Origin of the sequence: Amycolatopsis sp. cmx-11-32 (genome assembly GCF_047608695.1) — a bacterium.
GTDB lineage: Bacteria > Actinomycetota > Actinomycetes > Mycobacteriales > Pseudonocardiaceae > Amycolatopsis.
Genome location: NZ_JADNQN010000004.1, coordinates 369,924 through 396,655, shown reverse-complemented (window position 1 = coordinate 396,655; position 26,732 = coordinate 369,924). Strand labels below are relative to the sequence as shown.

Below are 26,732 nucleotides of genomic sequence, written 5' to 3'. Positions count from 1 at the left end.
AAGTGAGGCGGGCGCCTTACTTTTTCTTGGTCACCCAGATGGTGATGGTCGCGGTCACGACGGGCTTCCCGTTCGTGTCCGTGATCGTCACCGGCACCGGGAGTTCGAAGCCCTCGTCGCCGAATTCCGGCAGTTCCGGGAGTTCGGCGACAGCCCGCAGGCCGGTCTCGGCCTTCGCCACATAGGAGACCGTCATCCCCTTGGGCAGCCAGCGATGCGTCGTCGGGACGGTCGCCTCGGCGAGCATGCCCATGGCGATCTCGGCGAGGTTGCATGCCGCGATCGCGTGAAAAGTCTTGATGTGGTTGTAGACACCCCACCACTTCGGGGCCGTCACCTCACACCGGCCGGGACGCAGGTCGCGCACCGACGGGAGCACCGTCCGGAAGTAAGGCACACGCAGGCACATCGCCGCCGAGAACAGCTGTTTGCCGACTGGCTTCCCGGCCAGCCGGTTCCACATCGCGTAGGTCGGGTTTTGCGCCATCACGGTCTCCTCATCATGTTACTCATCAGTAGCATAACTGGACCGCAGGCTATATTCGCAACCGTGGCTCATCGGCTCTTCCTCCTCCGGCATGGTCAGACCGAGTGGTCCGTCAACGGACGGCACACCGGGCGCACCGACATCCCGCTCACCCCCTCGGGCGAAGGGCAGGCCCGCGCGGCGGGCGGCACCCTGCGCGCCGTGCTCGGCGGCAGCCCAGCGCTCGTCCTGTCCAGCCCTCGCACCCGCGCGCTCCGGACGGCCGAACTGGCCGGACTGCGCGTTGACGAGGTCACCGAAGAGCTGGCTGAATGGGATTACGGCGATTACGAAGGCGTCACCACGCCGGTGATCCGCGAGACCGTCCCCGGATGGACGGTCTGGTCGCACCCGATCCCGGGCGGTGAAAGCGCGGAGGACGTCAACGCCCGCGCGGACAAGCTGATCGAACGGGTCCGGGAGCCGCTCGGACGGGGCGACGTGATCCTGATCGGCCACGGGCACTTCAGCCGCGTCCTGGTCGCGCGCTGGATCGGACTGCCGTCGACGGCGGGCGTCCACTTCGGACTCGACCCGGCCGGTGTCGCGGTACTCGGCGACGAGCGCGGCGAGCCCCAGATCGAGCACCTCAACCTGCTCCCCACCGCAGAGGACTGAAATGGCCGACGACCGTATCCGGCGAATCCGGGAAGAAGACGTCGACGCCGTCGTCCAGCTCGTGTACGACCTCGCCGAGTTCGAACGCGCCCCCGACGAATGCCACCTCACGCCCGGGCAGCTGCGCACCGCGTTGTTGGGGGAGGCACCGGCGCTGTTCGGGCACGTCGCCGAGGTCGACGGCGAGATCGTGGGTTACGCGCTCTGGTTCCTCAACTTCTCCACCTGGCGCGGAGTGCACGGCATCTACCTCGAAGACCTCTACGTCTGCCCCGAACAGCGCGGCTCCGGCCTCGGCAAGGCACTGCTGGCGACACTGGCGGCCGTCTGCGTCGAGCGCGGCTACGCCCGTCTCGAGTGGTCGGTGCTGAACTGGAACCCGGCCCAGGGCTTCTACAAGTCACTCGGCGCGGTGCCGATGGACGAGTGGGCCGTGGACCGGCTCACCGACGAACCACTCAAGGCGCTGGCCGCCCAGGTTTAGGGCATGTCCCGCACTTATCGAGGAGAAGGTCAACCACGTCGTGTTCGTGGGCGGGGTCGGCGGTGGGCTGAAGGCTCCCTTCACCTCGTCCGATGCGGTGAAGGACGCCCTCGGCCCGATCAGACGCCGGATCGCGAGTGGTGAGTCGCACTGGAGCGGACCCGTATTCGCGTACCTACCCCGGATCTTGATCAAGAGAGGATCGGGGACGCTCAACGTCCTCAATCGCCGCGTCGCCGTTCGGTGCGAGACCTGCGGGACGACACCGCTCAGTGGGTAAGTGATACGGGTCCACCGGAACCGTCCTTGCCCCTCACGAGACGCTAATCGCGCTCTTCGCGCTCCCGACGCGCGGCACGGCCGGCGGCGCCGTCGCGTTCAGCGGCCTCTTCCTCGGTCTCGCCTTCCCGCATCCCCAGCGCCCACGCACGCGACGGGCGGCGGAACAGCAGCACGATGACGGCGACGCCGATCAGGGCGAGCGGCACACCCCACGCCGGCTGCCCGGACGGGCCCGCGCCATACCAGCCGACCCCGACCAGGATCAGCGCGACGACCACGCCGGGCGACCTCGCCCAGGTCTTCCCCAGCACCAGTCCGGCCGCGCAGGCCAGCGTTCCGGCTGAGAGGACGAGGTAGTAGGCGACCTCGGCCAGGAGGTTCCCCGGTCCGGCCTGGCCGTCGACCAGGAGCAGGATCGCGAACACGATCAGGACGAGCCCCGGCAGCGCGGTGACGGCCCCGGCGAGGCGGACTTCACGGGGCGCGGGCGAAAGTTTGTCGGCGATGGACACGGCGAAACAGCCTTCCAGGCTTCCGGACACGGCGCTCCACCAGGGCGGGTCACCGTACGTGAGCACATTCGATCGTATGCCACCCGGTCGGCCGGTTTCCCCCGGCCGCCGGGTGGGAAGAATTGGAGGCGTCGTCGATGAGCGGGCGGTCGGCCCGGGTGCACTTGTCACGACGAGCGGCGGAACAGCGGCACGATGAGGAGGAACGCCCGCCACAGGGCTATACGGTGCTGCTTCGAGGACGCGCGGGCATTGAGCTTCGCGTCACCTGACGCTCCCTAGTTCGGGCCGACGTCACTTACCCTGCGGTAGTGCGTGCCATCCTCGTCGTGAACCCCCAGGCCACTTCGACCACCGCCGGTGGCCGTGACGTGCTGGCGCACGCGCTGGCCAGCCAGGTCAAGCTCGATGTGGTGGAGACCGACTACCGCGGCCACGCGATGGCCGTGGCGCGGTCCGCCGCCCGCGACGGGATCGACCTGGTGGTCGCCCACGGCGGCGACGGCACGGTCAACGAAGTGGTCAACGGCCTGCTCGCGGACGCCGACGGCGATCCCGCCGCGACCGGCGACGTCCCCATGCTCGGTGTCGTGCCGGGCGGCTCGGCGAACGTCTTCGCCCGCGCGCTGGGAATCGCGCACGATCCGGTGGAAGCGACCCATCAGCTTCTCAACGCCATCGAGAACGACCGGAGCCGCAAGGTCGGCCTCGGACTCGCCGACGGCCACTGGTTCACCTTCAACGCCGGCATGGGCTGGGACGCCGACGTCGTCGGCCGCGTGGCCAAGCGACGGGGCAAGCAGACCACCGCGGGGCTCTATCTGCGGGCCGCGGTGGCGTCGCATCTGCGGCCTCCGCTTGGCCGCCCGCCCCTCACCGTCCGGATCCCGGGTGAAGAGCCCACCGAAGTGCTGACCGCTTTCGTGTCGAATACCGATCCATGGAGTTACTTGGGTGAGCGTCCCGTTCATCTCAATCCGGGCAGCTCATTCGACACCGGATTGGGCCTGTTCGCGTTGAGCGGTCTGCGCTTGCCCACCGTGGTCAAGCATGTACGGCAGGCATTGATCACGAAGAGCGACCAACGCGGGCGACGTCTCCTTCGTCACGATGACCTCCCGATGATCCGCATCGACGCTGATGAACCGGTAAACTTCCAGGTGGACGGCGACCTCGTCGGCCAGCGGAACCGAGTGGAGTTCTTCAGCGTCCCGGGTGCACTGACAGTGATCGTCTGAGCACCGGACCACTGATCGCCTGCGGCAAAGTGCAATCTGCCGCTCATCGACGCAGAACCTCCGCTCACCGCATCGGCCTTCCCTTCGGAAGGCTGTTTCGGAACGAAACCGCAGGTCAGACACGTCGCTCGGCCGGGTGAGCTGACTCACCGATCTTCGGAAAACCCTTGTCGAAACGGGTGCTTCGTGAAAGCATTCACAAGCACCCAAAAAAACGACCGCCATGACGACTATGGCGCGGAGTACCGCGCCGTTATGAAGGAGCTCAGAAACATGGACTGGCGCCATGACGCGGCCTGCCGAGACGAGGACCCCGAGCTGTTCTTCCCGGTGGGAACCAGCGGTCCTGCTCTGTCGCAGGTAACTCAGGCGAAATCCGTGTGCCACCGTTGCACCGTCGCTTCCGACTGCTTGGCTTGGGCATTGGCCAGCGGGCAGGACGCAGGCGTGTGGGGCGGGATGAGCGAGGACGAGCGACGGGCCCTGAAGCGCCGTCGTACGCACATCGGCACGCGTACCTCCGCCTGAGTTTTCAAGACTCAGCAGCTTCACCAATAACCCAGATAAACACCCAAGCTTCGGGAAATCCCGCGGTGCGGTGGTTTCATGCCTCCGCGTCGCGAGGTGATACGTACCCGACTTGAGCTTAACAAGCGAGGCCGACACACCCCCACGGGGGTATGGGCTTCACTGGACTTCCCAGTCCTCCCGCGGAACCGTTACAGGGCCGGCGCCATCTTCTCTTCAGGCGCCGGCCCTAAAACGTGTCCGGGTTGGACAGTCCACAGGGGACAGTCCATTAGAGACGTCGTGACAACGGGATCCGCAGCGCGGCTTCGGTTCCCACGCGACGGCCGCCGGATTCCTCCGACTCCCCGCGCATTCCGCGAAGGGAAAGCGACCCGCGCAGTTCCGATTCCACCAGGGTCCGCACGATCTGCAGCCCGAGGCCGTCACTGCGCTCCAGGGAAAAGCCCGAGGGCAGCCCGCGCCCGTTGTCGCGGATGACGACGTCGAGCCAGCGGGCCGACCGTTCCACCTCGAGTTCGACCTTGCCCGGCCGTCCACCGGGAAACGCGTGCTCGATGGCGTTCTGGACCAGTTCGGCCAGCACCATCACCAGCGGCGTCGCGATTTCGGCGACGACGACGCCGAACGAGCCCTTGCGCGAAAGCCCGACCTGCGACTCGGCCGTCGCGACCTCGCCGACCATCGGGAGGACGTTGTCGAGCAACTTGTCGAGATCGACCCGCTCGTCCACCGAGATGGACAGCGCCTCGTGCACCAGCGCGATCGACGAGACCCGGCGCACGGACTCGCCGAGCGCCAGTCGCGCCTCCTCGCTGGAAGTGCGGCGTGACTGGAGCCGCAACAACGCGGCGACGGTCTGCAGGTTGTTCTTCACCCGGTGGTGGATCTCGCGGATGGTCGCGTCCTTCGAAAGGAGGGCGCGGTCACGGCGCTTCACCTCGGTGACGTCACGCACCAGCACCAGGGCGCCGGCGGCCTGCCCCGCCGGGCGCAGCGGCAGCGCACGGAACAGCACGACCGCACCGCGGCGGGAATCCGCCTCCGTGCGGCTGCTGGGCTTGCCGTCGAGCGCCTCGATGATCCGGTGCGACACCTCGGTCGCGTCGAACGGGTCACGGATGAGCGACCTGGTCAGCGGCGCGAGACGCTGCCCGACGAGGTCGGATTCGTGCCCCATCCGGTGATAGGCCGACAACCCGTTCGGGCTGGCGAAGACCACCGTGCCGGTCGGGTCGAGGCGGATCAGGCCGTCGCCGACCCGCGGGCTCGTATGCGTGTCCGTCTGGTTCCCCGGGCTGGGGAAGGTGCCGTCGACGATCATCTGGCACAGGTCACCGGCGCTGCCGAGGTAAGCGATCTCGAGCGGGCTCGGCACCCGCGAAGCCGCCAGGTTGGTCTCGCGGCTGAGGACGGCGATCACCGTGCCGCCGAACACCACCGGGATGGCCTCGCGGCGCATCGGCAGGTCGCGGTACCAATGCGGGTCCTCTTCGCGGCAGATCCGCACCTCACGGCTCGCTTTGGCCAGCTGCGGGTGCTCGTCCACGGTGAACCGGGAGCCGACGACGTCCTCCGGATGGGCCGTCGGCGCCGTCGTCGGGCGCGCGTGCGCGACACAGACGTAGTCGCCGCCGTCGGGCCGCAGCTCCTCCGAGACGGCGACCCAGAGCAGGAAATCGGCGAAGGACAGGTCGGCCAGCAGCTGCCATTCGGCGACCACGGTCTGGAGATGATCCGCGGCTTCACCGGACATGCCGGTGTTCTCCGCGAGCAGATCGGAAAGGGTGGACACGTCCCCATCCAAGCAGGGTGGGGGCCGCATGACACACTGGAGAGGTTGACCCTGGCCCAGCGGTGTCGTATCACCCCGCGAGGGCCACCTGGACAAGGAGTGAAACATGTCGAAGCGCGCCCGCAAGCGTCGCGACCGTAAGAAGAACGGCGCGAACCACGGCAAGAAGCCCAACTCCTGATCATCGATCAGGCTCGCGAAGGCCCCCGCACCGATCCGGTACGGGGGCCTTCGTGCGACTTGAGCCGGGCTATTCGAACGTCTGCTCGATCTTGACCTCGGTGCGCTCGATGGTGATCGCGCCCTTGGTCTGCACGGTCTGGCGGATCGAGGCCCGCAGCCGGGACTTGAGGTCGTCCGGCGCGTGGTCGCCACCGCATTTGCGGGCGAGCAGCTGCTTGATGTGCTCGTCGATGCCGTACTCCTCGAGGCACGGCGGGCAGTCCTCGATGTGCTTGCGCAGAGCCGCGTCGCGTTCCGCGCTGCACTCCCTGTCTAAGAGCAGGTAGATGTCGGCGAGCGCTTCCTCGCATTTGACCTTGTCGTCCGCGCCGCTGCAGTAGTCGTCGGTCATCGCCCCGCCACCTCCTGCTGTTTGCCCGCGCGGATGAAGCCCCGCTCGCGGGCGACGTCGGCGAGCAGGTCACGGAGCTGGGCGCGGCCGCGGTGCAGCCGGGACATCACGGTGCCGATGGGCGTTTCCATGATCTCGGCGATCTCCTTGTACGCGAACCCTTCGACGTCGGCGAGGTAGACCGCGAGACGGAACTCCTCCGGCAGCTTCTGCAGCGCTTCCTTGACGTCGGCGTCGGGCAGGTTGTCCATGGCCTCGACCTCGGCCGAGCGCAGCCCGCTGGAGGTGTGGTTCTCCGCCTTGGCGATCTGCCAGTCGGTGATCTCCTCGGTGGGCTGCTGCACCGGCTGGCGCTGACGCTTGCGATAGCCGTTGATGTAGGTGTTCGTGAGGATGCGGTACATCCACGCCTTGAGGTTCGTACCCGCCTTGAAAGACGCGAAGGCCGCGTACGCCTTCAGGTACGTCTCCTGGACGAGGTCCTCGGCGTCGGCGGGGTTCCGGGTCATCCGCATGGCGGCCGAGTACAGCTGGTCGAGCAGGGGCATCGCGTCCCGCTCGAAGCGCTCGGCCCGCGCGGCCGCCTCTTCGGCGTCCGTGCCCATGTCCGGCGCGGGATTCTGCGTGCTCGGCAAACCGTTCCCTTCTCGATCGGCGTCGATGCGCTTGTGCGCATGAGACGACGTCGAGTTTACGCGCGGACGGATCACCTGGCCGCCCGGCGTGCGCGGGATCAGGATTCGGGGAGCTTCCAGTGTGGTGGACACGTTGCTGTCAACAGCGGCGCCCGGCCGGGCATTCCCGGCCCGCTCGTAGACTCCGCCCATGGCAGGCAAGGGAACCCCGGCGACGGCGCTGCTGGCGAAGCAGAAAGTGCCGCACGTTCTGCACGCCTACGACCACGATCCGCGGGCGGAATCGTACGGACTCGAAGCCGTCGAAGCGCTCGGACTCGACCCCGCGCGGGTGTTCAAGACACTCGTCGCCGAGGTCGACGGGAAGCTGACCGTCGGCGTGGTGCCGGTCACTGGCCAGCTGGATCTGAAGGCGCTGGCCGCCGCCGCGGGCGGGAAGAAGGCGAAGATGGCCGACCCCGCGGCCGCTCAGCGCGCGACGGGGTACGTGCTCGGCGGGATCTCGCCGCTCGGGCACCGGAGCCGTCTCCCGGTGGTGATCGACGCGTCGGCGGAGAAGTTCGAGACCGTGCACTGCTCGGCCGGGCGTCGCGGCCTGGAGGTCGAACTCGCGCCGGGCGATCTGGTGCGGCTCACCGGGGCCGTCGTCGCCCCCATCGCGGGCTGATCCCCCGCGATTAGTCCTCTGGTTGCGGTCCTTGCGCGTGCAACTACCGCAACCAGAGGACTAATTGCGGCGGTGGCAGTTCACCCTCATGAGGGAGACGGGTCGGCCCGGAGCGGGAAGAGCACGCCGCCGCGCTCGGGAATCGTCATCGGTAAGCGAACGACGACCCCTGGGGAGCCACGAAATGACCAAGACCGTGCCCGATGTGCCGAGGTGGGCGAACATCGCCGCCCACGCGACGCTGCTGGTGACCTTGCCGTCCGGGCTGTGGCGAATCGCGATGGGACTCGGCCTCCCGGTCGGGTTCACCGCGCAAGGGCTGGTGGAGTTCGGCATCCCCGGCTGGGGCGCGGCCTACGTCTTCGGCCTGAGCTTCCTCGCCGAGGCCCTCGCGTTCCTCACCCTCGGGCTCGTCCGGCCGTGGGGTGAGGTGTGGCCGCGTTGGATCCCGGGGCTGCGCGGCCGTCCGATCCCGCCGTTCGCGGCGATCGTCCCGGCGGCCGCGGGCGCGATCGCCCTGACCGTGCTCGGTGTCCAGGGACTGTTCGGCTGGGCGAAGGCCGGTTCTTCGGTGGCCACTGGGAGCTGGGAGGACTCGCCGGTCTACGGCATCGTCATGGCCGCCTGTTACGCACCGCTGGTGCTCTGGGGTCCGCTGCTGGCCGCCGTCACCGTGCACTACGCCCGGCGACGGCTCTCAGGCAAGCGGCCGCAGCACGCGCTCGAGCCACTCGGCGGCCGCGCGTGACACGCCGTCGAGGTCGGCGCTGAGGTTGTGGTCGCCCTTGAGCACCACGATCTCGTGATGCGGACCCGCCTTGGGCAATCCGAACGGGTCACGTTCGCCCTGGACGACCAGCGTCGGGACCTCGACGGCGTCCAGTTCACCCTGCCGGGTCTTCTCCGGCTTGCCCGGCGGGTGCTCGGGGAAGGCCAGGCAGAGCACCGCCACCGCCTGGCCCGCCGCGGCGGTCCGGCAGGCGACGCGGGCCCCGGAGGACCGGCCGCCGAACACGATCGGGAGGTCGTCGAAGCGCTCGGAGATCTCGTCGGCGACGGTGAGCCAGGCGGTGTCGAGTTGCGTGGCGGGAGCGGGAGCGCGGCGGCCCGCCACCCGGTACGGCTGCTCGACGAGCGCGACGTGCACGCCCGCCGCCTGCGCCGCCCGCGTGACCGCGACCAGGTCCTTCGCACCGATCCCACCGCCCGCGCCGTGGCCGAGCATCAGCACCGCGACACCCTCCTCGGCGCAGTGCAACTCGGCCCGCGCGGGGCCGTAGGCGGTGTCGATCTCCAGCTTCGTCATGAGTTCGGCAAATCGAAGAGGGCGCTCTCCGCGGCCGGTTCGACCCGGTCCAGCAGCTCCGGGCCGTTGTTGCGGACGTTGTTGACCAGGCTGGACACCGGCCGTAGCTCGATCGTGTCGACCAGGTCCTCGGCGGGCGGGACGAGCAGTTCGGTGACGTCGGGCAGGTCGGGGTCGAGCCAGGTGTCCCACTTCTCCCGCGGCATCAGCAGCGGCATGCGGTGGTGGATGTCGGCGAGCCTGCCGACCGAGTCCGTGGTGATCACGGAGAAGGTGATCAGCGGGTCCGCGTCCTTGTCGTCCTTCGGCCGCCAGGTCTCCCAGATGCCGGCGAACGCGAGCGATCCGTCGCCGGGGCCGGTCATGAAGAAGGGCTGCTTCTCTTTGCCGTCGCGCCGCCACTCGTACCAGCCGTCGGCGGGCACCAGGCAACGCCGCGAGGAGACCGCCTTCTTGAAGGACGGCTTCTCCTTGGCCGTCTCGGCGCGGGTGTTGATCATCTTCGAGCCCACTCCGGGGTCCTTCGCCCAGAACGGGACAAGGCCCCAGCGCATCATCCGCAGCGAACGGACGGCCGGTTCGTCTTCGAGCACCGCGCCGTCGGCGTCACGCGGGTGCCGCCGCACCACGGTGGCGACGTCCTTGGTCGGCGCCACGTTGTGATCGGCCCGGATCCGGCCTTCGGTCAGGTCCACCGCGGCGAATTCGTCGATCAGCGCGGCGGGGTCCTTGGTCGCGGCATAACGCCCGCACATGCGAAAACCTCCTCTTCGAAAAGTCATCGTTACACGCTCGCCAGTCGATGGCGAGCGGCATGGGATCATTCTTCCGCGGTGTTCGAAGAGCAGGAGGCGGTTTGACGGGCAAGGACTGGCAGAGGCTGGACGAATCCGATGTGCGGATCCGTCCCGGCAAGGGCACCAGACCGCGCAGCAAACGCCGCCCCGAGCACGCGGATGCCTCCACGGCGATGGTCATCGGGAAGGACCGCGGCCGCTGGACCTGCGCGATCGACGGCGATCCGGAGCACGTCGTCACCGCGATGCGGGCCAGGGAGATGGGCCGGGTCTCGGTCGTCGTCGGGGACACCGTCGGCATCGTCGGCGACGTGAGCGGTAAACCGGACACCCTCGCCCGGATCATCCGGGTGGACGAACGCTCCAGTGTGCTCCGCCGGACCGCGGACGACACCGATCCCTACGAACGGGTGGTCGTCGCCAACGCCGAGCAACTGCTGATCGTGACCGCGCTGGCCGATCCCCCGCCGCGCACCGGGTTCATCGACCGCTGCCTCGTCGCCTGTTACGCGGGTGGCCTCAAGCCGGTCCTGTGCCTGACGAAGGCCGACCTCGCGAGCCCGGACGAACTCCTCGCCGGCTACGCGGGCCTCGACATCCCCGCCGTGGTCACCCGGCACGACGAGTACCCGGACGAACTGACCGGGCGGCTCAAGGACCGGGTCACCGCGCTGGTCGGGCATTCCGGGGTCGGGAAGTCCACTTTGGTCAACCGGCTGGTGCCGGACGCCGGACTGGCGACCGGCGTGGTCAGCGCGGTCGGCAAGGGCAGGCACACGTCGGTCGCGGCGGTCGCGCTTTCCCTGCCCGGCGGCGGCTGGGTGGTCGACACCCCCGGTATCCGGTCGTTCGGGCTCGCGCACGTGACCGCCGATGACATCGTGCTCGCGTTCGAGGAGTTCGCCGCGGCCGCCGAAGAGTGTCCCTCGGCCTGCGGGCACCTCGGACCGCCCGCGGATCCGGACTGCGCGCTCGACAACGTGGTCATCGAGGGTCACGCCAGCCCGGAGCGATTGGGCTCTTTGCGCCGCCTCTTGGGTTCTAGAGCTGGACATGACGACGATCGGTAACTAATTTCGCCCGCGCGCGATAACCCGTTCGGATTAGATCAACTTTTCTGAGGGGTCCACTTGAAGCGCGTAACCATGCTCGCCGCCATCACCACGGCCGCCGTCCTGGCGCTGTCCGCCTGCGGTGGCGAGAAGCAGCCGGGCACGGCTGCCCCCGCTCCTTCCGAAGCGAAGAGCTCGCTTTCATCGCCGCTCGGCGACCCGATCCAGCTCTCGGCGCTGACCCGCGAGAGCACCAAGAAGGCAAAGTCGTCCAAGGTGACGATGGAGACCATCGCCGGCGCCCAGAAGAACACGGCCTCCGGGCAGGGCCTGTACGACGGCGAGAACAGCAAGCTCTCGATGATCATGGACAGCGACGGCAAGAAGCTCGACATGCTGTTCATCGACAACGCGCTGTTCTTCAAGCTCGACGCGGCCGACAAGGCCGAGCTGAAGACCGACAAGTCGTACGTGAAGATCGCGGCCGACGGCCAGGACCCGATCTCACAGCTGCTCGGCAAGATGATGTCGAAGGCCGCCAAGGACAGCGATCCGTCCCGCATCCTCGAGCAGGTCTCGAAGGCGGGCAAGATCACGAAGTCGGACCAGGTCGAGCTGAACGGTGCGCAGACCAACCACTACGTCATCGAGATCGAGGCCGAGAAGGCCATCGCCCTCATCGTGGGCGAAGTCGGCATCCCGCTGCCCGCCGAGACCCTGAAGCAGCTCAACGCGAAGCTCGCGGGCAAGAACGTCACCGTCCTCACCGAGCTGTGGCTCAACGCCGACCAGCTGCCGGTGCAGGTCATTTCGGACCAGAGCGCGCTGGTGAAGGCCATGGGCGCCCCCGGTGACGGTGTCGCCAAGACCACGGTCAAGTACACCGACTGGGGTGTCCCGGTGAACATCACCGCGCCGCCCGCGGACCAGGTCGGCGAGATGACGGAGATCATGAAGAAGGCCGGCGGCCGCTGATGCGTCCCCGCTCAAGCTGATCGCGGTGGCCGCGGCCCTGACCCTCGTGGCCACGGGCTGCGGCACCCGCCCGGACGCCTCGTCAAGGACGATCATCGACGGCATGTTCGGAACCGAAGCGGTCACGGGCACGGTGAAGGCGTTCTACGACGGTCTCGCCTCAATACGGCCAAGTCCTGGGGGTCAGGTAGCGGTCGTTCGAAATGGGCGACCCGGCGAACGGCTCTTCGGCGACGACCTGCATCTACAGCGACTGGGGAATGGCCGTCGCCGTCTCCCCGCCGCCCGCCGGCGAGGTCGGCTAGACCACTTCCGTGAAGGCCCCGACAATCGGATGGTGGAAGTTCACCCGATAGGCACTACGGTGGTGGTACAGACCATTCACCTGAGGGAGTCCTATGCGTGCCACCGGATTCGCCGCCGTCTGTACCGCTCTCCTGCTGCTGGGAGGCTGTTCCGGCGCAGAGGAACCGGCGGCACCACCGCTCAACGACGCGGCACAACTGGCCGCGGCGACCGCCGCGGGCACCCAGAAGGCCCGCTCGTCGAAGATCGCGCTGGAAACCACCGCTGAGGACGGCCGCAAGGTCGTGGTGACCAGTTCCGGGCTCTACGAAGGGCCGAACAGCAAGTTCTCCATGGTCGCCGAGATCGCCGGGGAGAAGCGGGACCTGATCTTCGCCGACGGCGTCCTCTACTACCACCTGTCCGACGCCCAGGTCCAGGAACTCAAGACCGACAAGGAATGGGTCAAGATCACCGCCGGCGGCAAGGACGCGCTGTCCTCGGCCAACGGCGAGCTGATGACGGACGTCGTCGAGACGCTGGATCCGACGCGTACGATCGACCGGATCTCGAAGTCCGGCAAGGTCACCAAGTCCGAGCAGGCCGACGTGAACGGCGCGGCCGCCACGCATTACGTCCTCGACCTCGGCGGTGCCCCGGCCGAGTTGTGGCTGGACGCCGAACAGCGCCCGGTGCGGGTCACCCTCGGCAAGGCCACGGTCAAGTACGACAGCTGGGCCTCGGACGTGGTGATCATCGCGCCGCCGCCCGAGGCGGTCGGCGACAGCCGCTGAGCATTCCCCCGATCGGGTCCCGGTCCCCGGCTGTGTTTCGCTTGAGTGCCCGCCTTTGAAAGCAGGTCCTCATGCGGAGAACGGCCCTGCCCGCCGTCGTACTCACACTCGGCGCGCTGCTCGGCGCGTGTGACGGCGAAACCGTCTCGTTCGCCGACGCCCGCGCGCTCGCCGACGGGGTCGCGTCCGCCATCGACGGCAAGGCCGCGAAGTTCGCCACCGACGTCACGGCGGGCACCATGCGCTCGAAGAGCCAAGGGCAGGTGCGGGTCGCGCGAGCGGGTACCGCACTGACCATGACCACGGACTTCCTCGGCGAACCGCTCGAACTCCGGCTGGTCGACAAGGTCGTCTTCGCCAAGGTCCCCGAGAGCGCCCGTGAGGACGTTCCGAGCGGGAAACCCTGGATCAAGGTCTCCGCCGATGGCGCGGATCCGTTCTCGCAGGTCGTCGGCGGCAGTATCGACCAGCTGGCGAAGCAGAACGACCCCGGCCGCGCGCTCGACCAGGTCCGGCGCGCGGGCACGCTCACCGAATCCGGGCACGCCGACCTCGACGGCGTGTCCATCGAGCACTACCGGCTGGACGTCGACATGGCCACGCTTGGCGGCGATCTGCCCGCCGGGTTGTCGGCGGAGGCCATCGGGGAACTGAACGGCAAGCTCGGGAAGATCCCCATGGAGGTCTGGCTCGACGACGCGCACCGTCCGGTGCGGATCATCCTCGACCTCGCCCCCGTCCTCGCCGCTTCGGGCGTCCCGGACGCCGCGATGGCCCGGATCGTCACGCGCTACACCGAGTGGGACACGCGGGCCGACATCCAGGCGCCGCCGCCGGATCAGATCGGCGAGATCCCGGCGGGCTGACCCTGTCACGTTCCCAGCCCGTCACGCCGCGTTTCGTCCTCTAGTTGCGGTCCTTGCACGTGCAACTACCGCAACTAGAGGACTAAACGCGGGAAATCAGAGGAGTTCGAGCAGGAAGGGGAGTTCTTGGGGGGCGTACCAGGCGAGTTCGTGGTCTTCGGCGTCGCCGAGGGTGAACTCCGCGTCCGGGTCGCCGAGGTCGGCCTCGTCGATCACCGCGGCGGCGGCCTCCACGGACTCGGCGGCCTCGGCCGCGTCGACGTGGATCGCGGCGACGTCGGCGATCGCGACCGGCCCGGCCAGCCGGACGACGGCGGCGTCGAGATCCGGGCGCAGCGTGACCTCGTCGATGTCGGCCGAGATCACCACCCGCCGCGGCTCGGGCTTCTCCTCGGCCGCGATCAGCCGGAGCGACGCCCTGGCGGCGTCGAGCAGCGCGGCGTACTCCAGTTCTTCGTCGGATCCGCTGGCGTAGGACTCCCGCAACGCCGGGGTCAGCGCGAATCCCGTGCCGCTCCGCGCCCGGAACTCCCCGGCGGTTTCAAGGTCACGGAGCATCGCGATCGTCGCCGGTAGAAAGACCCTCACCAGTGCGCACCCTTCAGCTCTTCCAACGATTCCTCGATCATCCCGGCTAGCAGGTCCACATCGGACACGGCCTTGCGGTCACCGTTCAGTCCGAAGTAGACACCGCCGTGATACGAGGTGACCCCGATCGCCAGCGCCTGATTGCGCACCAGCGGCATGACCGGGAACATCTCCACCATCTTCGCCTGTCCCGCGTAGAGCGGCACCTGCGGGCCCGGCGAATTCGTGATCAGCACGTTGAAGATGCGTCCCGACATGGACCCGGCCGCCCGCGCCCCCAGCGAGTGCAGCGTCGCCGGCGCGAAACCGCCGACCGTCAGCAGCCCGCGCGCGGCGACCGACCGGCCGGAGTCGAGGTGATCAGCCATCGCGTGGCCGATGTGCTGCAGCCGCAGGACCGCGTTCGGCTCACCGACCGGGAGGTCGACCAGGTAGGCGTCGACCTGGTTCCCGAGCAGCGCGGGTGTCGAGTATTCGGCCGTCTCGGCGTCGCGGACGGCCATCGGCACCAGCGCGCGCACCGTGGTCGTCGCGGTCAGGCTCGACCCGCGGGAGAGCAGCCATTCCCGCAGCGCGCCGCTGATCGCCGCCAGCACGACGTCGTTGACCGTGCCGCCGTGCGCGGCGCGGATCTCGCGGTAGTCCTCCAGCCGCGTGCGGACCACGGCGAACATGCGGCCGCCGGAGGTGCGGACGTTGAGCGGCCCGGACGGCGCCGGATTGACCATGGTCTTGAGCGCCGACGCGACGTCGCCGACCGTCTCGGTGACCTTGCCCGCCATCGCGGTGGCGTCGTGGGCGATGGAGCGGACGTTTTCCACCAGTTCCGTCGGCCGCTGCACGGTCTCGGCGACCGCGTCGAGGATCAGCTGGGTACGGCTCGGTTCCCGGCGCGGATGCCAGTTGTCGTCGAACGGCTCCGGCTCCTGCGGACTGGTGTCGAGGATCAGCTGTCCGAGATCGATGGTGCCGATCCCGTCCACAACGGATTGATGCGTCTTGGTCACCAGCGCGATCCGGTCCCCCGCGAGCCCCTCGACGAAGTACGCCTCCCAGAGCGGCCTTCCCGGGTCGAGCCGCCTCGACATCAGCCGCGCCACGAGATCGAACAGCTGGCCGTCGGAGCCCGGCTGCGGCAGCGCGGACCGGCGGACGTGGTAGTTGAGGTCGAAGTCGACGTCGTCGACCCACACCGGCCGCGCGAGGTGGCCGGGCACCTCCAGCACCCGCTCCCGGTAGCGCGGCAGGAACGCCAGGCGCTGACCGATCAGGTCCAGCAGCAGCTCGTAGGTGAAGCCGTCGCGTGGTCGTTCGAAGATCGCCACGCCGCCGACGTGCATCGGGGTCGAGTGGTCTTCCACGTACAGGAACGAGGCGTCCAGCGCGGAGAGGCGGTCGGGCATGAGCCGATCCTTACACAGTGGGACACTCGCCGGTGTGGGTGATGAGTCGGTGATCTCGCCGAAGGACCGGTTCCTGACGGTGTACGGCCGGAAACCGGTGCTCGAGGCATTGGACGACGCGGCGCTCGAAGTGGACAAGGTGATTCTCGCCGACACTGTGCGCGGGCCGAACGCCGCCGAGATCCAGCGTGCCGCGAAGGCCGCCGGGGTCCCGGTGCAGCGGGCGAGCGCGCATCGTGTCAAGGTGCTGGCCGGCAACGGCAAGCAGGACCAGGGAGTGCTGGCCGACGTCGTCGCGCCGCGCATGCGGTCCCTGCACGCGGCGCTGTCCGACGGCAGGCCGCCGTCGCGGGTGCTGCTGCTCGACGGGATCACCACCCCGGCGAACGTCGGGATGATCCTGCGCACGGCGACCGCCGCCGGGCTGGAGGGTGTCGTGGTGCCGCGGCGCGGGGTCGCCGCCCTCGACCCGATGGTGGTCAAGGCCTCGGCCGGGGTCGCGTTCCGCGCTCCGGTGCTGCGATGCGGCAGCGCACGCGAGGCCGCCGAAATGCTCACCGAAGCCGGGTACGGGATCTACGCACTGGGCGCTTCGGCCCGGGATTCGGTGTTCGACGTCGAACTGCCGCAGCGCGCGGCGTTCGTGCTGGGCGGGGAAACGAACGGCGTCGGCGCCGAGGTCGGCGAACTGGTGACGGAGTGGGTGTCGATCCCGATGCCGGGTGAGGTCGAGTCGCTCAACGTCTCCGCGGCCGCCGCCGTGCTCTCGTTCGAACTGGTCCGCCGGGCCCGCGCTTCGGACCGCGACTGAAGGGGACTTTCCCCGCATCAGACGCCGGTAAAGCGCCCTTTACCGCATGTCATGCGGTGAAGGGCCCCTTCAGCCCGCCGGGAAAAAAGCGCCGAGCTCGGTCAGCGTCTCCTCGACCGACGTGTGGTGCACTCCCGCCATCCCCGCCGCCACCGCGGCGCGGACGTTGTGCGCGGCGTCGTCGACGAACACGCACCGGTCCGCGGGCAGGTCGAGCAGCCCGGCGGTGAGCAGGTAGACCTCGCGTTCGGGTTTGGCCACGCCGACCTCGCCGGAGAAGACGAGCGCGTCGAAGAACGGGTCCAGTGAGCGTTTGGCCTCTTCCGACGCGCCGGGGGCGTTCGAGAGCAAGGCCGTTTTGATGCCGCGTGACCTGGCGGCCCGCAGGAAGGCGTACAGCTCGTCCGCTCCCGCGTCCGTCAGCACCCCGACGTAGTCGACGACCAGCCCCTTCAGCACCCGTCCACCGTACCCGCGCGCGGCCACAAGCGATTGCCGCCCGTTTCATCCTCTCGGGCGGTTCCTGTCGCCGTGTCGCCCACCGGCGGTCCCTTAACTGATGGGCGTGGCCGAGGGGGCCGCGGAGGGGGACGATTGATGACTTCGTACGTATTGAGACGGCTTCAACCGTATGAACCGCCGTACCGGCTCGCGGGCCGCCCGAGCAGGCTGACGCACCGGGTGTCGCCGCCGGACAACCAGCTCATGCTGGACCTGCCGCTGGCAGGCGAGCGGTTCGCGGAGGCACCGCGGCCGCGGCAGGCAGCCGACACGTTGGACGGGCGGCAGGTGAGCAGGCTGCTGACCACCATCCTCGAAGCCTGCGACGGACGCCGTCCGGCGGTCCAGGTCCAGCCGATCCTCGACCCGGCGCTCCACAGCGCGCTGCTCGACCGCGGCCGTCGCCGTCCGCCGGGCGGCTATCGGCCGAAGTCGATCCACCTGTGTCATCCGGCGGACGGCGTCATCGAGGCCTGCGCGACCGTCGAACAGAACGAGCGCTTCCTCGCCCTGGCCGCGCGCTTCGAGCGGACGTCGACAGGCTGGGTGTGCACACGCTTCAACCTGTTGAAGCCGCCGCGACGCGTTTCCGCGCTCCGGATCGCGGCATGACAAAGGGCCCTCACCGTTTGCGTGCGATGAGGGCCCTTTGTCATTGCGTTTAGCGGCGCGGGCCCTTCTTGCCCTTCTTCTGGGCGGCGCGCTGCGCGGCACGACGCTCCCGGCGGGTTCCGTTCTGGTCACCGCCGTCGCTGTCGCCACCGTCCGAATGCGACTCGACGCCGCCGTCCTCGGACGGGCCCGACAGGGTCAGCCCGGACTGCGAACCGCCGCCGAGCCCCTTGCCCCGCAAGGCGGACGGCACGGATTCGGTGTCGGTCGCCGGCCCCTGCGGAGGCGTCGGGCGGGCGTGCCGTCCATCGCCGTTGGCGGCCTGGCCGTTCCCGGAGCCGACACCGGCGGGCAGCGCGGACGCGGACTCCGGCGACGGCGCGGCGGGCTCGGCCTGCTCGACCTGGAGGTTGAACAGGAAGCCGACGGCCTCCTCCTTCAGCGACTCCAGCATCGCGCGGAACATGTCGTAGCCCTCGCGCTGGTACTCGATGACCGGATCGCGCTGCGCCAGGGCCCGCATGCCGATGCCCTCCTTGAGATAGTCCATCTCGTAGAGGTGCTCACGCCATTTACGGTCGAGCACGGTGAGCATCACCTGGCGCTCCAGGCTGCGCATCGCGCCTTCGCCGACCTTGCCGTCGATCTCGGCCTCGCGCTCGTCGTACGCGCGGTGGGCGTCGTCGAGCAGCGCTTGGCGCAGCGCTTCGGAGTCGAGGTCGTCGTCCGCGTTGAGGTCGTTCCAAGTGACCTTGACCGGGTACAGCGTCTTGAGCGCCGTCCACAGCTTCTCGTGGTCCCAGTCCTCGGCGTAGCCCGAAGAGGTCTCTTCGGTGACGTACGCGTTGATGACGTCGACCAGCATGTGCTCGATCTGCTCGCGAAGATCCTCGCCCTCGAGGACGCGCAGGCGCTCGGCGTAGATCACCTTGCGCTGCTCGTTCATCACCTCGTCGTACTTGAGGACGTTCTTGCGGATCTCCATGTTCTGCTGCTCGACCTGCGTCTGCGCGCTCTTGATCGCCTTGGAGACCATCTTGTGCTCGATCGGCACGTCGTCCGGCAGCCGCATGGTGGTCATGACCCGCTCGACCATCGTCGCGTTGAAGCGGCGCATGAGCTCATCGCCGAGCGAGAGGTAGAACCGGGACTCGCCCGGGTCGCCCTGACGGCCGGAACGACCGCGGAGCTGGTTGTCGATCCGGCGCGACTCGTGTCGCTCCGTGCCGAGCACGTACAGACCGCCGGCCTCGCGGACCTCGTCGGCCTCGGCCCTCGTCTCGGCCCGGATGTCCTCGAGCACCTTCGGCCAAGCGGCCTCGTACTCCTCGGAGTGCTCCACCGGGTCGAGGCCGCGCTCGCGCAGCACCTCGTCGGCGATGAGGTCCGGGTTGCCGCCGAGCACGATGTCGGTACCGCGGCCCGCCATGTTGGTGGCGACCGTGACCGCACCCTTGCGACCGGCGCGAGCGACGATCAGCGCCTCCCGGTCGTGGTGCTTGGCGTTGAGGACCTCGTGCGGGACACCCAGCTTGAGCAGCAGTTTCGACAGGTGCTCGGACTTCTCGACACTCGTGGTGCCGACCAGCACCGGCTGGCCGTTCTCGTGCCGCTCGGCGATGTCCTCGGCGACGGCCTCGAACTTGGCCTGCTCGGTCTTGTAGATGAGGTCGGCCTGATCGGCGCGGACCATCGGCTTGTTGGTCGGGATCGGCACCACACCCAGCTTGTAGGTCTGGTGGAACTCGGCCGCCTCGGTCTCGGCGGTACCGGTCATGCCGGCCAGCTTGTCGTAGAGCCGGAAGTAGTTCTGCAACGTGATCGTGGCGAGAGTCTGGTTCTCGGCCTTGATCTCGACGCCTTCCTTCGCCTCGATCGCCTGGTGCATGCCCTCGTTGTAGCGGCGCCCGTGCAGGATGCGGCCGGTGAACTCGTCGACGATGAGCACTTCGCCGTCGCGAACGATGTAGTCCTTGTCGCGCTTGTAGAGCTCTTTGACCTTCAGCGCGTTGTTCAGGTAGCCGACCAGCGGCGTGTTCGCGGCCTCGTAGAGGTTGTCGATGCCGAGCTGGTCCTCGACGAAGGCGACACCCTTCTCGGTGACACCGACGGTGCGCTTGCGGATGTCCACCTCGTAGTGGATGTCCGCCTTCATCAGCGGGGTCATCCGGGCGAACTCGACATACCAGCGCGAGGACTGGTCGGCCGGGCCGGAGATGATCAGCGGCGTCCTGGCCTCGTCGATGAGGATCGAGTCGACCTCGTCGACGATCGCGAAGTTGTGGCCACGCTGCACGCAGTCCTCGAGGCTCCACGCCATGTTGTCGCGGAGGTAGTCGAAGCCGAACTCGTTGTTCGTGCCGTGCGTGATGTCGGCGCCGTACTGCTGACGGCGGACCTCCGGCGTCTGGTCGGCCAGGATGATGCCGACCTCGAGGCCGAGGAAGCGGTGGATACGGCCCATCCACTCGGCGTCACGTTTGGCGAGGTAGTCGTTCACCGTGATGACGTGCACGCCCTTGCCGGACAGCGCGTTCAGGTACGCCGGAAGCACCTGGGTCAGGGTCTTGCCCTCACCGGTCTTCATCTCGGACACCTGGCCGAGGTGCAGCGCCGCGCCACCCATCACCTGGACGTCGTAGGGCCGCTGGCCGAGCACGCGCCAGGCCGCCTCCCTCGCCACCGCGAACGCCTCTGGCAGGAGGTCGTCGAGTGACTCGCCGTCCGCGTTCCGCTTACGGAACTCGTCGGTCTTGGCCCGCAGCGCGGTGTCCGAAAGTCCCTTGACGTCGTCTTCGAGGGTGTTGATGTGATCGGCGATGTTGCGCAGCCGCTTCACCATCTTGCCCTCGCCCGCGCGGAGCAGGCGGTTCAGCACCATCCGGTCGACCTCACTAGCTGATTGTGATCGCACCCGAGCCGATCCCGGGCAGTCTTGTGCGGCGGCGCCGGGTTACGCACCGCCGTCCGACCCCCATCGTAGGGAACACCTCGGTGTTCGCGCACGCACCGTCCGTCGGGACCTGGGGCGCCGGACACGGCGGCGGCCCGCACGCGATCCACGTGCGGGCCGCCGTCATGGGCGATAGGGGGGTCGGAGGCCTCCGGCTAACCCAGCCGGATGACGCCGTAGTCGAAGCCTCGCCTCCGGTAGACGACGCTCGGGCATCCGGCGTCGGAGTCGTTGAACAGGTAGAAGTCGTGACCGACCAGTTCCATCTCGTAGAGAGCCTGATCGACCGTCATGGGGTCCGCGTCGTGTTTCTTCTCGCGGACGACGCGACCGGGCTGATGTTCGGTCACCCCGTCATCCCAGCGCTGCTGGGGCATCTCGAAGTCGTCACCGCTCTCGACAGCGAAACCGTTGGCCATGGGTTCGGCCTCGGGCGCTTCGAGCACCGCGGTACCCGCGAGATGCCGGGTGTCGGTGGTCATGCCACCGGCGGCCGCCATCGAAGTCGCCTCGGCGACGGATTCCGGGCGGCTGCGGCCGTAGTGCACGCGCCGGCGGTCGTGTGTCTTCCGCAGTCTGTTCTCGAGCTTGTTCAGAGCGGAATCCAGCGCTGCGTAGAAGTCGCCTGCACACGCTTCGGCGCGTACGGCGGGGCCCCTGCCCTTCCCGGTGATTTCGACGCGCTGGCAGTTCTTCGACTGCCGGCGATTGGGCTCATGGAAGAGCTCCACGTCGTAACGGATGACCTTCTTGTCGTAGCGCTCTAGCCGGGCCAGCTTTTCGCTGACGAGTGCCCGATAGTGGTCGGGCACCTCGACGTTGCGGCCCTTAATGACGATGTCCATACACGACCTCCCTCGCTGAAATGACTGCGAGCTGTAGATGTGTTCACCAGGGCGCCGGTAATGCGGGGACGAAGCCCGAATCGCGGGCGATGAGGGAACTCGGCATGCGGCCACGACGTCTCGTGTCGGATGTCCGAGCGCGGACTCAGCGCGGCTCCGGCGCCAGGGACATGGGCTGGTCACCTCCCTGCCTGCCGGGATTGCTGATAGCGCTGCACGTTAGCTGTAACACGCCGCGAGCAACAGCCCCCGAGCCGGGGGATATCAGGACGTGAGACCTCGTTACCGCACGCGACGACGGCGGTGCGTCCAGCGGGACAATCCGGCCTGCCGGGCGTCGTCCCGGTGACTTGTTTTCACGCGGACGGCGCAAGCCTTCGGACAGGAAAAAGCCGAGGGTGACGCCGCCGGGGGAATCCGCCGCCACCCCGGTGGGGTGGCGGGCCGTCGGAGTGTTCCCCGGAAGCTGCCTCATATCCCGTCAACGCCCTTGTGCCCATTCCCGTTCCCGAGCATTAACCACTCTTGTAGGTGACCCCTTGATCACCCGGCGGCGGCCAGTGCCACCACCGCGGAAACGTGAATTCCGCTTATGTCCAACAGACGCGCGCAAGCGGCGGCCGTCGCTCCGGTTGTGATCACGTCGTCAAGAAGAATGACCCGTGCGGGGCAGGCCCCCGGGACCAGGCTGACGCGGCCGTCGAGGTTCACCGCCCGCTCGGCGCGGGTGAGCCTCGCGGCGTCGCGGACCCCGGCCTCGAGTTTGAGAACCGGGGCCACTGTTGCCGGTTTTCCCTTACTCACCAGCACTTTCGCGCATTCTTCGGCCATGCGCTGGACATGGGGGCCACCTCGGACACGCGAGGCGGACCGTCTCGACGGGACCGGGACGAGGCAGGGTGCCACACCCTGCTCGGGCAGATGCGACAGAGCTTCGGCGAGGGCTCTGCCCAAGGACGGCGCGAGGTCACGACGGCCACGTTCCTTATAGGCGAGGATCAGGCGGCGGGCTTCGTCGGCGTAACGGGCCAGTGCGTAAACGGGCACGAGACCGACCGTCGGGGCGCGGGTGATCTCGCTGAGCGAACCCCAAGCGGTCTGACAGGTCGCGCAGCAGGGGGCACCGGGTGCCCCGCAGGACGCGCAGCGGGCGGGGATGAGGAGATCCAAGAGGTCGGACATGCCGTCGAGGATCGCGGCGCGGACCGACAGTTCCGGGGCCCGTCGTGTCATGAGAGTTCCGCTGAGGACCCATTTCGTCCTAAGAAGACCTTTCATGACAGCAGTCGAGGAGAAGGCTCCGGTTCCCGAGGCCGCGCCCGGGATGCCAGTTGAGGAGAAAGGCACGATCGTTCGGTCGGCGCCGCCAGGACAGCCCGCGCAGGGTGGCCGTCTTTGGCAGGTGCTCGCGCGAGGAGCTGTTGCGAACGCGGCTTTCGCGACCTGGACCGCTCCACGCCAGTACTTACGACCCGCCGGGCTCAACAGTCACCGGCGCCTGGTCGCCCTCCTGCTCCCGCGGAGGGTGGGCGAAGCAGGAGGGCTGTGTGGAAATAGGGACACTCAACGTCTCTATTTCCACACAGCCTCACCCGCCAGGCTGCGACGGCCTCCGGGGGGTGAGGCTCGGTCCGAGCCCGCTCCTCCCACCCAAGCACGCGAAAGCTACTCAGCCTGGATAGAACGGGTCCGCGTCGGTGACCGTATGCGCCTGCGGCCGCCAGACCTCGCCCAGCTCGGAGGCCACCCACAGCCCACCCGCGTCCGCGACCAGGTTCTGCCTGCTCGGCGCGGCGGTGACACCGTGCACCGGCGGGGTCAGGTTCGAGCTGTTGAAGGTGTCCATCCGCTGCCCGTCCAGCGGAACCTTGACCACCGGCAGCGTGCTCGACGACGTCGCGACGATCAGGTGATCCTGGGTCGCCCAGTCGACGTCGACGACGTCCTTGAGGTCGCGTTCCTGCAGCTTCCGCGGAGACCGCAGCGCCACCGAGTCCGCGGTCCGCTCGATCGACGCGACCACCAGCTGCCCGTTGACCACCGCGGCCAGCCTGGACCCGTCGCGGGAGAGGCGCAGTTCGGTGACCTGACCGAGTCCGGTGAGCATGGTCGCGTCGACGCCTGCCTTCACCCAGCGCCCGTCAGCGGCCAGCGTGACCCTGGCGACGGTGTTGTGGTCGACGACCGTCCAGACCTCGCCCGAAACCCCGCCGCCGCGGGCGACCGGCCGCCAGGTGGGGCGGCTCAGGCTGCCGCCGAACAGGTCCACCGAGGCGAGGTCGCGGCCGAGGTCGCCGACCCGGAGCCACTGCCTGCCGTCGCGCTCTTCGACCACCGCGAGCCGTTTGCCGTCGACGGACTGCGCACCGCTGATGACCTTGTACCCGCCGTTGCCGGCAGGCCCGTCGACCGGCGCCCCGTCACCGAGCGACCGGACCCGCCCGTTCACGGTCATCAGCCCCTTCAGCTCCGAGTTGGGGGCGATGTCCGTGTTGTACGCGGGAATTTCGTTGGAACGCCAGTATTCGTGGTCCGGCACCAGCGCGGTGCCGTCGGCTAGCAACCGGATCCGGCTCAGTGTCACCGTCTGCAACGAGAGGACGATTTGCGCGGCGATCAGGTTCCGGTCCGCGAGGCTGGCCCCGCCGATCCCGGTCAGGTTGATGTCCAGTGTGCCGTCGTCCGTGCTGCGCACGTTGGTATCGGTGGTGACCTGGCCGCCGAGCAGGTCCTTGACCGCGCCCTTCAATCCTTCCGACGGGCCCTGCAGCACCAGGTCCATCACCCGGCCCGGCAGCCCGGCCTGTGGTTTCGCCGCGATGTACCGGAGGTCGGGGACGAAAGCGCCGGAGTCGGGCGAGTAGAAGCTGATCGGCACCCGGAAGTAGCTGCGCGCGAAATCCTCGTCGGTGATGGCGAGTTCCTGCGGCGGATCCACGATCCGCCACTGGCCGTTCGGCTGCTTCCGCAGCTTGTACTGCTGCGAGTACTCGGCCTTCACCGGGATGAACGCGCTGTCGGGACTCAGGTTGCCGAGTTTGAACCCGCGGACGTTCACCACCTGCTCGTCCGGGTTCCCCGACGGCGACGAGGTGTCGTAGACGGTGCCGAAGGTGTCGTCGATGATCGTCAGCCCCGGCGACGGCTTCCAGTTCCGCCGGGCTTCGTCGTCGAGGTAGACCCGTGCGTCGGCGTTGGCCGTGCCCGGCGTCGCGGAGTTGCGGATGAACTGGCGGGTGACGGTCAGCGAGTCGATCCCGGCCTGCGGTTCGGGGACGTCCACCGGCGCCTGCGCGGGTTTGTCCCCGGGGACGACGATGGGCTGGGATTCGAGCGGGATGTTCGCGCATCCGGCGACCAGCAGGAACACCGCGAGCAGGGTCAGCAGCCGCCTCACCGGCCGACCTCCTCGGGTTCGGCGAGGATCGCGTCGGGCGCCGGGCGGACTTCGAGCAGTCCGGACGGCGAACCATGCGGGTCGGTCACCTTGTGCTCGGGCGGCGGCAGGACCAGCGGGCTCTCCCCCATCGGCGTGTCCTGCTGCCGCGGCAGCACGAGCCGGAAACAGGCGCCGTAGCCGGTCTCGCCCCACGCGTCGAGCACGCCGCCGTGCAGCCTGGCGTCCTCCTGGCTGATCGCGAGGCCGAGCCCGGTGCCGCCGGTCCGGCGGTTGCGGGACGGGTCGGCACGCCAGAACCGGTTGAACACCAGTTCCGCCTCGCCGGGATGGAGCCCGACACCGCGGTCGCGCACGGTGATGGCGACGGCGGTCTCGTTGACCGCCAGTGTCAGCACCACTGGGTTCCCCTCGCTGTGGTCCACCGCGTTGGCCAGCAGGTTACGCAGGATCCGCTCGACGCGGCGCGCGTCGACCTCGGCCGACGCCTCCTCGTCCGGCAGCACCAGCTCGACCGAACTGCCCGCGTTGCCGGCGATCACCCGGACCTGTTCGACGGCCCTTGTCGCGATCGGCCGGACGTCGATCAGTTCCGCCGAGAGCTCCTCGACACCGGCGTCGAGCCTGCTGATCTCCAGCAGGTCGCCGAGCAGGGCCTCGAACCGGTCGAGTTCGTCGACCAGCAGTTCGGTGGAGCGGGCGAGCCCCGCCGGGAACTGCTCGCGTGACGCGTGCAGCACGTCGGCCGCCATCCGGACGGTGGTCAGCGGGGTGCGCAGTTCGTGCGAGACGTCGGAGGTGAACCTGCGCTGCAGGCCGCCGAAATCCTCCAGCTGGCGGATCTGCCGCTGGATGCTCGCGGCCATCCCGTTGTAGGACACGGCGAGTTTGGCCAGATCGTCCTCACCGAGCACGGCGAGCCGCTGGTCCAGGTCTCCGCCCGCGAACTGTTCGGCCGCCGCGGCGGCCTGCCGGACCGGCCGGACCACCTGCCGGGTGACCAGGTTCGTGATCCCGGCCAGCAGGAGCAGCAGCACGAGACCGCCGACGAGCAGCGTGTTCTGCACGGTCGAGACGGTGTTCTGCTCGCTGGTGAGCGGGTACAGCAGATAGAGCTGGAGCGGGTTGATCGTCGTCGACACCGGGGCGCCGACGATCAGGTACGTCGTCTTGCCGCCGTCCGGTTCGGCGACCGTGTGGGTCAGGTGGCTGACCTGCTCGGTCTCCACGAACTGGCGCAGCCGGACAGGCACCTTTTCGTAGGGACCGGCGGCCACCGGACGGCTCGACTGATCACGCCCGCCCGCGGCCAGCACCGGCTCGAAGGTGCCCGCGGCCGATCCGGCGCCGTCCTGCGAGGTCGTCGTGCTGGAGATCTTCTTCAGCGCGTTGTTCATTCGCGCTGTCAGCGCTTCCGGGCTTTCCGTGCCGACGCCGACCAGTTCACTGGCCGCGGTCTCGACGACCGCCCTGGTCTGGGCGATCGCCGCGTTCTGCTTGGTCTCGACCAGCCGTTCGGTGATCTGGTTCTGCAGCACCATGCCCAGCACGAACACCACGGCCGAAGACAGCGCCAGCGTCGACACCGTGACCCGGAACTGCAGCGAATGCCGCCACAGTTCGTTGAACGAGACGACCTTGCGGCGCACGAAAACCACGATGCGCCGGAGGTGGCGCATCGTGGCTTG

The 26,732-nt window shown here is 68.6% G+C and carries 28 protein-coding genes; 13 read left to right on the top strand and 15 right to left on the bottom strand.

Annotated features, from left to right (window positions below):
• Positions 1 to 16: 16 nt before the first annotated feature.
• Entirely contained in the window at positions 17 to 487 is a 471-nt protein-coding gene (locus ACM6LR_RS14335; protein WP_414939463.1) for a hotdog fold domain-containing protein, read from the bottom strand.
• Positions 488 to 550: 63 nt separating this feature from the next.
• On the opposite strand from ACM6LR_RS14335, the gene ACM6LR_RS14330 reads away from it, so the two are divergent.
• Positions 551 to 1,144, top strand: coding sequence for an acid phosphatase (locus tag ACM6LR_RS14330; RefSeq protein ID WP_414943942.1), 594 nt, complete (start codon positions 551 to 553; stop codon positions 1,142 to 1,144).
• Between the two features lies 1 nt (position 1,145).
• Positions 1,146 to 1,628 (top strand): GNAT family N-acetyltransferase, encoded by a 483-nt coding sequence (locus ACM6LR_RS14325; RefSeq protein ID WP_414943941.1) that lies wholly within the window; start codon positions 1,146 to 1,148, stop codon positions 1,626 to 1,628.
• Positions 1,629 to 1,951: 323 nt separating this feature from the next.
• On the opposite strand, the gene ACM6LR_RS14320 is transcribed toward ACM6LR_RS14325, so the two are convergent.
• Positions 1,952 to 2,452, bottom strand: coding sequence for a hypothetical protein (locus ACM6LR_RS14320; protein ID WP_414939466.1), 501 nt, complete (start codon positions 2,450 to 2,452; stop codon positions 1,952 to 1,954).
• Positions 2,453 to 2,733: 281 nt separating this feature from the next.
• On the opposite strand from ACM6LR_RS14320, the gene ACM6LR_RS14315 reads away from it, so the two are divergent.
• Together ACM6LR_RS14315 and ACM6LR_RS14310 are read left to right on the top strand one after the other, a co-directional pair.
• Positions 2,734 to 3,660, top strand: a complete 927-nt coding sequence (locus ACM6LR_RS14315; protein ID WP_414939467.1) for a diacylglycerol/lipid kinase family protein — start codon at positions 2,734 to 2,736, stop codon at positions 3,658 to 3,660.
• Between the two features lie 273 nt (positions 3,661 to 3,933).
• On the top strand, positions 3,934 to 4,188 hold the full coding sequence (locus tag ACM6LR_RS14310; RefSeq protein WP_026466945.1) for a WhiB family transcriptional regulator: 255 nt from the start codon (positions 3,934 to 3,936) through the stop codon (positions 4,186 to 4,188).
• Between the two features lie 271 nt (positions 4,189 to 4,459).
• Here ACM6LR_RS14310 and ACM6LR_RS14305 read toward each other — a convergent pair whose 3' ends face one another.
• Positions 4,460 to 5,983, bottom strand: coding sequence for a sensor histidine kinase (locus tag ACM6LR_RS14305; protein WP_414939468.1), 1,524 nt, complete (start codon positions 5,981 to 5,983; stop codon positions 4,460 to 4,462).
• A gap of 106 nt (positions 5,984 to 6,089) precedes the next feature.
• Between ACM6LR_RS14305 and ACM6LR_RS14300 the strand changes: the two genes are divergently transcribed.
• Positions 6,090 to 6,164: a 50S ribosomal protein bL37 gene (locus tag ACM6LR_RS14300; protein WP_369299112.1), complete on the top strand. Its 75-nt coding sequence runs from the start codon at positions 6,090 to 6,092 to the stop codon at positions 6,162 to 6,164.
• 69 nt (positions 6,165 to 6,233) lie between these two features.
• Here ACM6LR_RS14300 and rsrA read toward each other — a convergent pair whose 3' ends face one another.
• Together rsrA and ACM6LR_RS14290 are read right to left on the bottom strand one after the other, a co-directional pair.
• Positions 6,234 to 6,557, bottom strand: a complete 324-nt coding sequence (rsrA, locus tag ACM6LR_RS14295; protein WP_020631335.1) for a mycothiol system anti-sigma-R factor — start codon at positions 6,555 to 6,557, stop codon at positions 6,234 to 6,236.
• A complete protein-coding gene (locus ACM6LR_RS14290; RefSeq protein WP_414939564.1) occupies positions 6,554 to 7,192 on the bottom strand; it encodes a sigma-70 family RNA polymerase sigma factor in 639 nt (212 codons plus the stop codon). The genes rsrA and ACM6LR_RS14290 overlap by 4 nt, the downstream gene beginning before the upstream one ends.
• 190 nt (positions 7,193 to 7,382) lie before the next feature.
• Between ACM6LR_RS14290 and ybaK the strand changes: the two genes are divergently transcribed.
• Positions 7,383 to 7,859, top strand: a complete 477-nt coding sequence (gene ybaK / locus ACM6LR_RS14285; protein WP_414943940.1) for a Cys-tRNA(Pro) deacylase — start codon at positions 7,383 to 7,385, stop codon at positions 7,857 to 7,859.
• Between the two features lie 184 nt (positions 7,860 to 8,043).
• Positions 8,044 to 8,607 (top strand): hypothetical protein, encoded by a 564-nt coding sequence (locus ACM6LR_RS14280; RefSeq protein WP_414939470.1) that lies wholly within the window; start codon positions 8,044 to 8,046, stop codon positions 8,605 to 8,607.
• On the opposite strand, the gene ACM6LR_RS14275 is transcribed toward ACM6LR_RS14280, so the two are convergent.
• Together ACM6LR_RS14275 and ACM6LR_RS14270 are read right to left on the bottom strand one after the other, a co-directional pair.
• Positions 8,557 to 9,165 carry an alpha/beta family hydrolase gene (locus tag ACM6LR_RS14275; protein ID WP_076159797.1) on the bottom strand — a complete coding sequence of 203 codons (609 nt, stop codon included), beginning with the start codon at positions 9,163 to 9,165 and terminating at the stop codon, positions 8,557 to 8,559. The genes ACM6LR_RS14280 and ACM6LR_RS14275 overlap by 51 nt on opposite strands.
• A complete protein-coding gene (locus ACM6LR_RS14270; protein WP_414939471.1) occupies positions 9,162 to 9,920 on the bottom strand; it encodes an SOS response-associated peptidase in 759 nt (252 codons plus the stop codon). Before ACM6LR_RS14270 ends, ACM6LR_RS14275 begins: the two co-directional genes overlap by 4 nt.
• 101 nt (positions 9,921 to 10,021) lie before the next feature.
• Here ACM6LR_RS14270 and rsgA point away from each other — a divergent pair, with 101 nt between their 5' ends.
• The 4 genes from rsgA to ACM6LR_RS14250 all read left to right on the top strand — a co-directional run bounded on the left by rsgA (position 10,022) and on the right by ACM6LR_RS14250 (position 13,934).
• Positions 10,022 to 11,032, top strand: a complete 1,011-nt coding sequence (gene rsgA / locus ACM6LR_RS14265) for a ribosome small subunit-dependent GTPase A (RefSeq protein ID WP_414939472.1) — start codon at positions 10,022 to 10,024, stop codon at positions 11,030 to 11,032.
• Positions 11,033 to 11,092: 60 nt separating this feature from the next.
• Complete coding sequence (locus ACM6LR_RS14260; RefSeq protein ID WP_414939473.1) at positions 11,093 to 11,989, top strand: hypothetical protein; 897 nt, start codon at positions 11,093 to 11,095, stop codon at positions 11,987 to 11,989.
• A 398-nt stretch (positions 11,990 to 12,387) separates the two neighbouring features.
• Positions 12,388 to 13,068, top strand: a complete 681-nt coding sequence (locus ACM6LR_RS14255; RefSeq protein ID WP_414943939.1) for a hypothetical protein — start codon at positions 12,388 to 12,390, stop codon at positions 13,066 to 13,068.
• 71 nt (positions 13,069 to 13,139) lie between these two features.
• A complete protein-coding gene (locus tag ACM6LR_RS14250) occupies positions 13,140 to 13,934 on the top strand; it encodes a hypothetical protein (RefSeq protein WP_414939475.1) in 795 nt (264 codons plus the stop codon).
• Between the two features lie 96 nt (positions 13,935 to 14,030).
• On the opposite strand, the gene ACM6LR_RS14245 is transcribed toward ACM6LR_RS14250, so the two are convergent.
• Both ACM6LR_RS14245 and ACM6LR_RS14240 read right to left on the bottom strand, forming a co-directional pair.
• The gene (locus tag ACM6LR_RS14245) at positions 14,031 to 14,522 is read right to left on the bottom strand and encodes a DUF6912 family protein (protein WP_414939476.1); all 492 of its coding nucleotides are present in this window, start codon (positions 14,520 to 14,522) and stop codon (positions 14,031 to 14,033) included.
• Complete coding sequence (locus ACM6LR_RS14240) at positions 14,519 to 15,925, bottom strand: WS/DGAT/MGAT family O-acyltransferase (RefSeq protein ID WP_414939477.1); 1,407 nt, start codon at positions 15,923 to 15,925, stop codon at positions 14,519 to 14,521. Before ACM6LR_RS14240 ends, ACM6LR_RS14245 begins: the two co-directional genes overlap by 4 nt.
• Before the next feature lie 34 nt (positions 15,926 to 15,959).
• Between ACM6LR_RS14240 and ACM6LR_RS14235 the strand changes: the two genes are divergently transcribed.
• Positions 15,960 to 16,736 (top strand): TrmH family RNA methyltransferase, encoded by a 777-nt coding sequence (locus ACM6LR_RS14235; protein ID WP_414939478.1) that lies wholly within the window; start codon positions 15,960 to 15,962, stop codon positions 16,734 to 16,736.
• A 69-nt stretch (positions 16,737 to 16,805) separates the two neighbouring features.
• Here ACM6LR_RS14235 and ACM6LR_RS14230 read toward each other — a convergent pair whose 3' ends face one another.
• Complete coding sequence (locus ACM6LR_RS14230) at positions 16,806 to 17,195, bottom strand: HAD-IA family hydrolase (protein WP_414943938.1); 390 nt, start codon at positions 17,193 to 17,195, stop codon at positions 16,806 to 16,808.
• Positions 17,196 to 17,333: 138 nt separating this feature from the next.
• Here ACM6LR_RS14230 and ACM6LR_RS14225 point away from each other — a divergent pair, with 138 nt between their 5' ends.
• On the top strand, positions 17,334 to 17,849 hold the full coding sequence (locus ACM6LR_RS14225; protein WP_414939480.1) for an Rv3235 family protein: 516 nt from the start codon (positions 17,334 to 17,336) through the stop codon (positions 17,847 to 17,849).
• 49 nt (positions 17,850 to 17,898) lie between these two features.
• Here the strand turns inward: ACM6LR_RS14225 and secA are convergent, their stop codons facing one another.
• The 5 genes from secA to mtrB all read right to left on the bottom strand — a co-directional run bounded on the left by secA (position 17,899) and on the right by mtrB (position 26,723).
• Complete coding sequence (gene secA, locus ACM6LR_RS14220) at positions 17,899 to 20,730, bottom strand: preprotein translocase subunit SecA (RefSeq protein WP_414943937.1); 2,832 nt, start codon at positions 20,728 to 20,730, stop codon at positions 17,899 to 17,901.
• Between the two features lie 227 nt (positions 20,731 to 20,957).
• Positions 20,958 to 21,647, bottom strand: coding sequence for a ribosome hibernation-promoting factor, HPF/YfiA family (hpf, locus tag ACM6LR_RS14215; protein WP_414939482.1), 690 nt, complete (start codon positions 21,645 to 21,647; stop codon positions 20,958 to 20,960).
• Between the two features lie 543 nt (positions 21,648 to 22,190).
• Positions 22,191 to 22,829, bottom strand: coding sequence for a ComF family protein (locus tag ACM6LR_RS14210; RefSeq protein ID WP_414944034.1), 639 nt, complete (start codon positions 22,827 to 22,829; stop codon positions 22,191 to 22,193).
• Positions 22,830 to 23,316: 487 nt separating this feature from the next.
• On the bottom strand, positions 23,317 to 25,044 hold the full coding sequence (locus ACM6LR_RS14205) for an LpqB family beta-propeller domain-containing protein (protein WP_414943936.1): 1,728 nt from the start codon (positions 25,042 to 25,044) through the stop codon (positions 23,317 to 23,319).
• Positions 25,041 to 26,723 carry an MtrAB system histidine kinase MtrB gene (gene mtrB, locus ACM6LR_RS14200; protein ID WP_414939566.1) on the bottom strand — a complete coding sequence of 561 codons (1,683 nt, stop codon included), beginning with the start codon at positions 26,721 to 26,723 and terminating at the stop codon, positions 25,041 to 25,043. Before mtrB ends, ACM6LR_RS14205 begins: the two co-directional genes overlap by 4 nt.
• Positions 26,724 to 26,732 lie beyond the last annotated feature (9 nt).

Bases quoted from the DNA above. Each gene is read 5' to 3' on its own strand.
- ACM6LR_RS14280 (WP_414939470.1), top strand. From the start codon at position 8,044: ATGACCAAGACCGTGCCCGATGTGCCGAGGTGGGCGAACATCGCCGCC.
- mtrB (WP_414939566.1), bottom strand. From the start codon at position 26,723: ATGCGCCACCTCCGGCGCATCGTGGTTTTCGTGCGCCGCAAGGTCGTC.
- hpf (WP_414939482.1), bottom strand. From the start codon at position 21,647: ATGGACATCGTCATTAAGGGCCGCAACGTCGAGGTGCCCGACCACTAT.
- ACM6LR_RS14275 (WP_076159797.1), bottom strand. From the start codon at position 9,165: ATGACGAAGCTGGAGATCGACACCGCCTACGGCCCCGCGCGGGCCGAG.
- secA (WP_414943937.1), bottom strand. From the start codon at position 20,730: ATGGTGCTGAACCGCCTGCTCCGCGCGGGCGAGGGCAAGATGGTGAAG.
- ACM6LR_RS14310 (WP_026466945.1), top strand. From the start codon at position 3,934: ATGGACTGGCGCCATGACGCGGCCTGCCGAGACGAGGACCCCGAGCTG.
- ACM6LR_RS14270 (WP_414939471.1), bottom strand. From the start codon at position 9,920: ATGTGCGGGCGTTATGCCGCGACCAAGGACCCCGCCGCGCTGATCGAC.
- ybaK (WP_414943940.1), top strand. From the start codon at position 7,383: ATGGCAGGCAAGGGAACCCCGGCGACGGCGCTGCTGGCGAAGCAGAAA.
- ACM6LR_RS14250 (WP_414939475.1), top strand. From the start codon at position 13,140: ATGCGGAGAACGGCCCTGCCCGCCGTCGTACTCACACTCGGCGCGCTG.
- ACM6LR_RS14225 (WP_414939480.1), top strand. From the start codon at position 17,334: ATGACTTCGTACGTATTGAGACGGCTTCAACCGTATGAACCGCCGTAC.
- rsrA (WP_020631335.1), bottom strand. From the start codon at position 6,557: ATGACCGACGACTACTGCAGCGGCGCGGACGACAAGGTCAAATGCGAG.
- ACM6LR_RS14325 (WP_414943941.1), top strand. From the start codon at position 1,146: ATGGCCGACGACCGTATCCGGCGAATCCGGGAAGAAGACGTCGACGCC.
- ACM6LR_RS14240 (WP_414939477.1), bottom strand. From the start codon at position 15,925: ATGCCCGACCGCCTCTCCGCGCTGGACGCCTCGTTCCTGTACGTGGAA.
- ACM6LR_RS14210 (WP_414944034.1), bottom strand. From the start codon at position 22,829: ATGTCCGACCTCTTGGATCTCCTCATCCCCGCCCGCTGCGCGTCCTGC.
- ACM6LR_RS14335 (WP_414939463.1), bottom strand. From the start codon at position 487: ATGGCGCAAAACCCGACCTACGCGATGTGGAACCGGCTGGCCGGGAAG.
- ACM6LR_RS14255 (WP_414943939.1), top strand. From the start codon at position 12,388: ATGCGTGCCACCGGATTCGCCGCCGTCTGTACCGCTCTCCTGCTGCTG.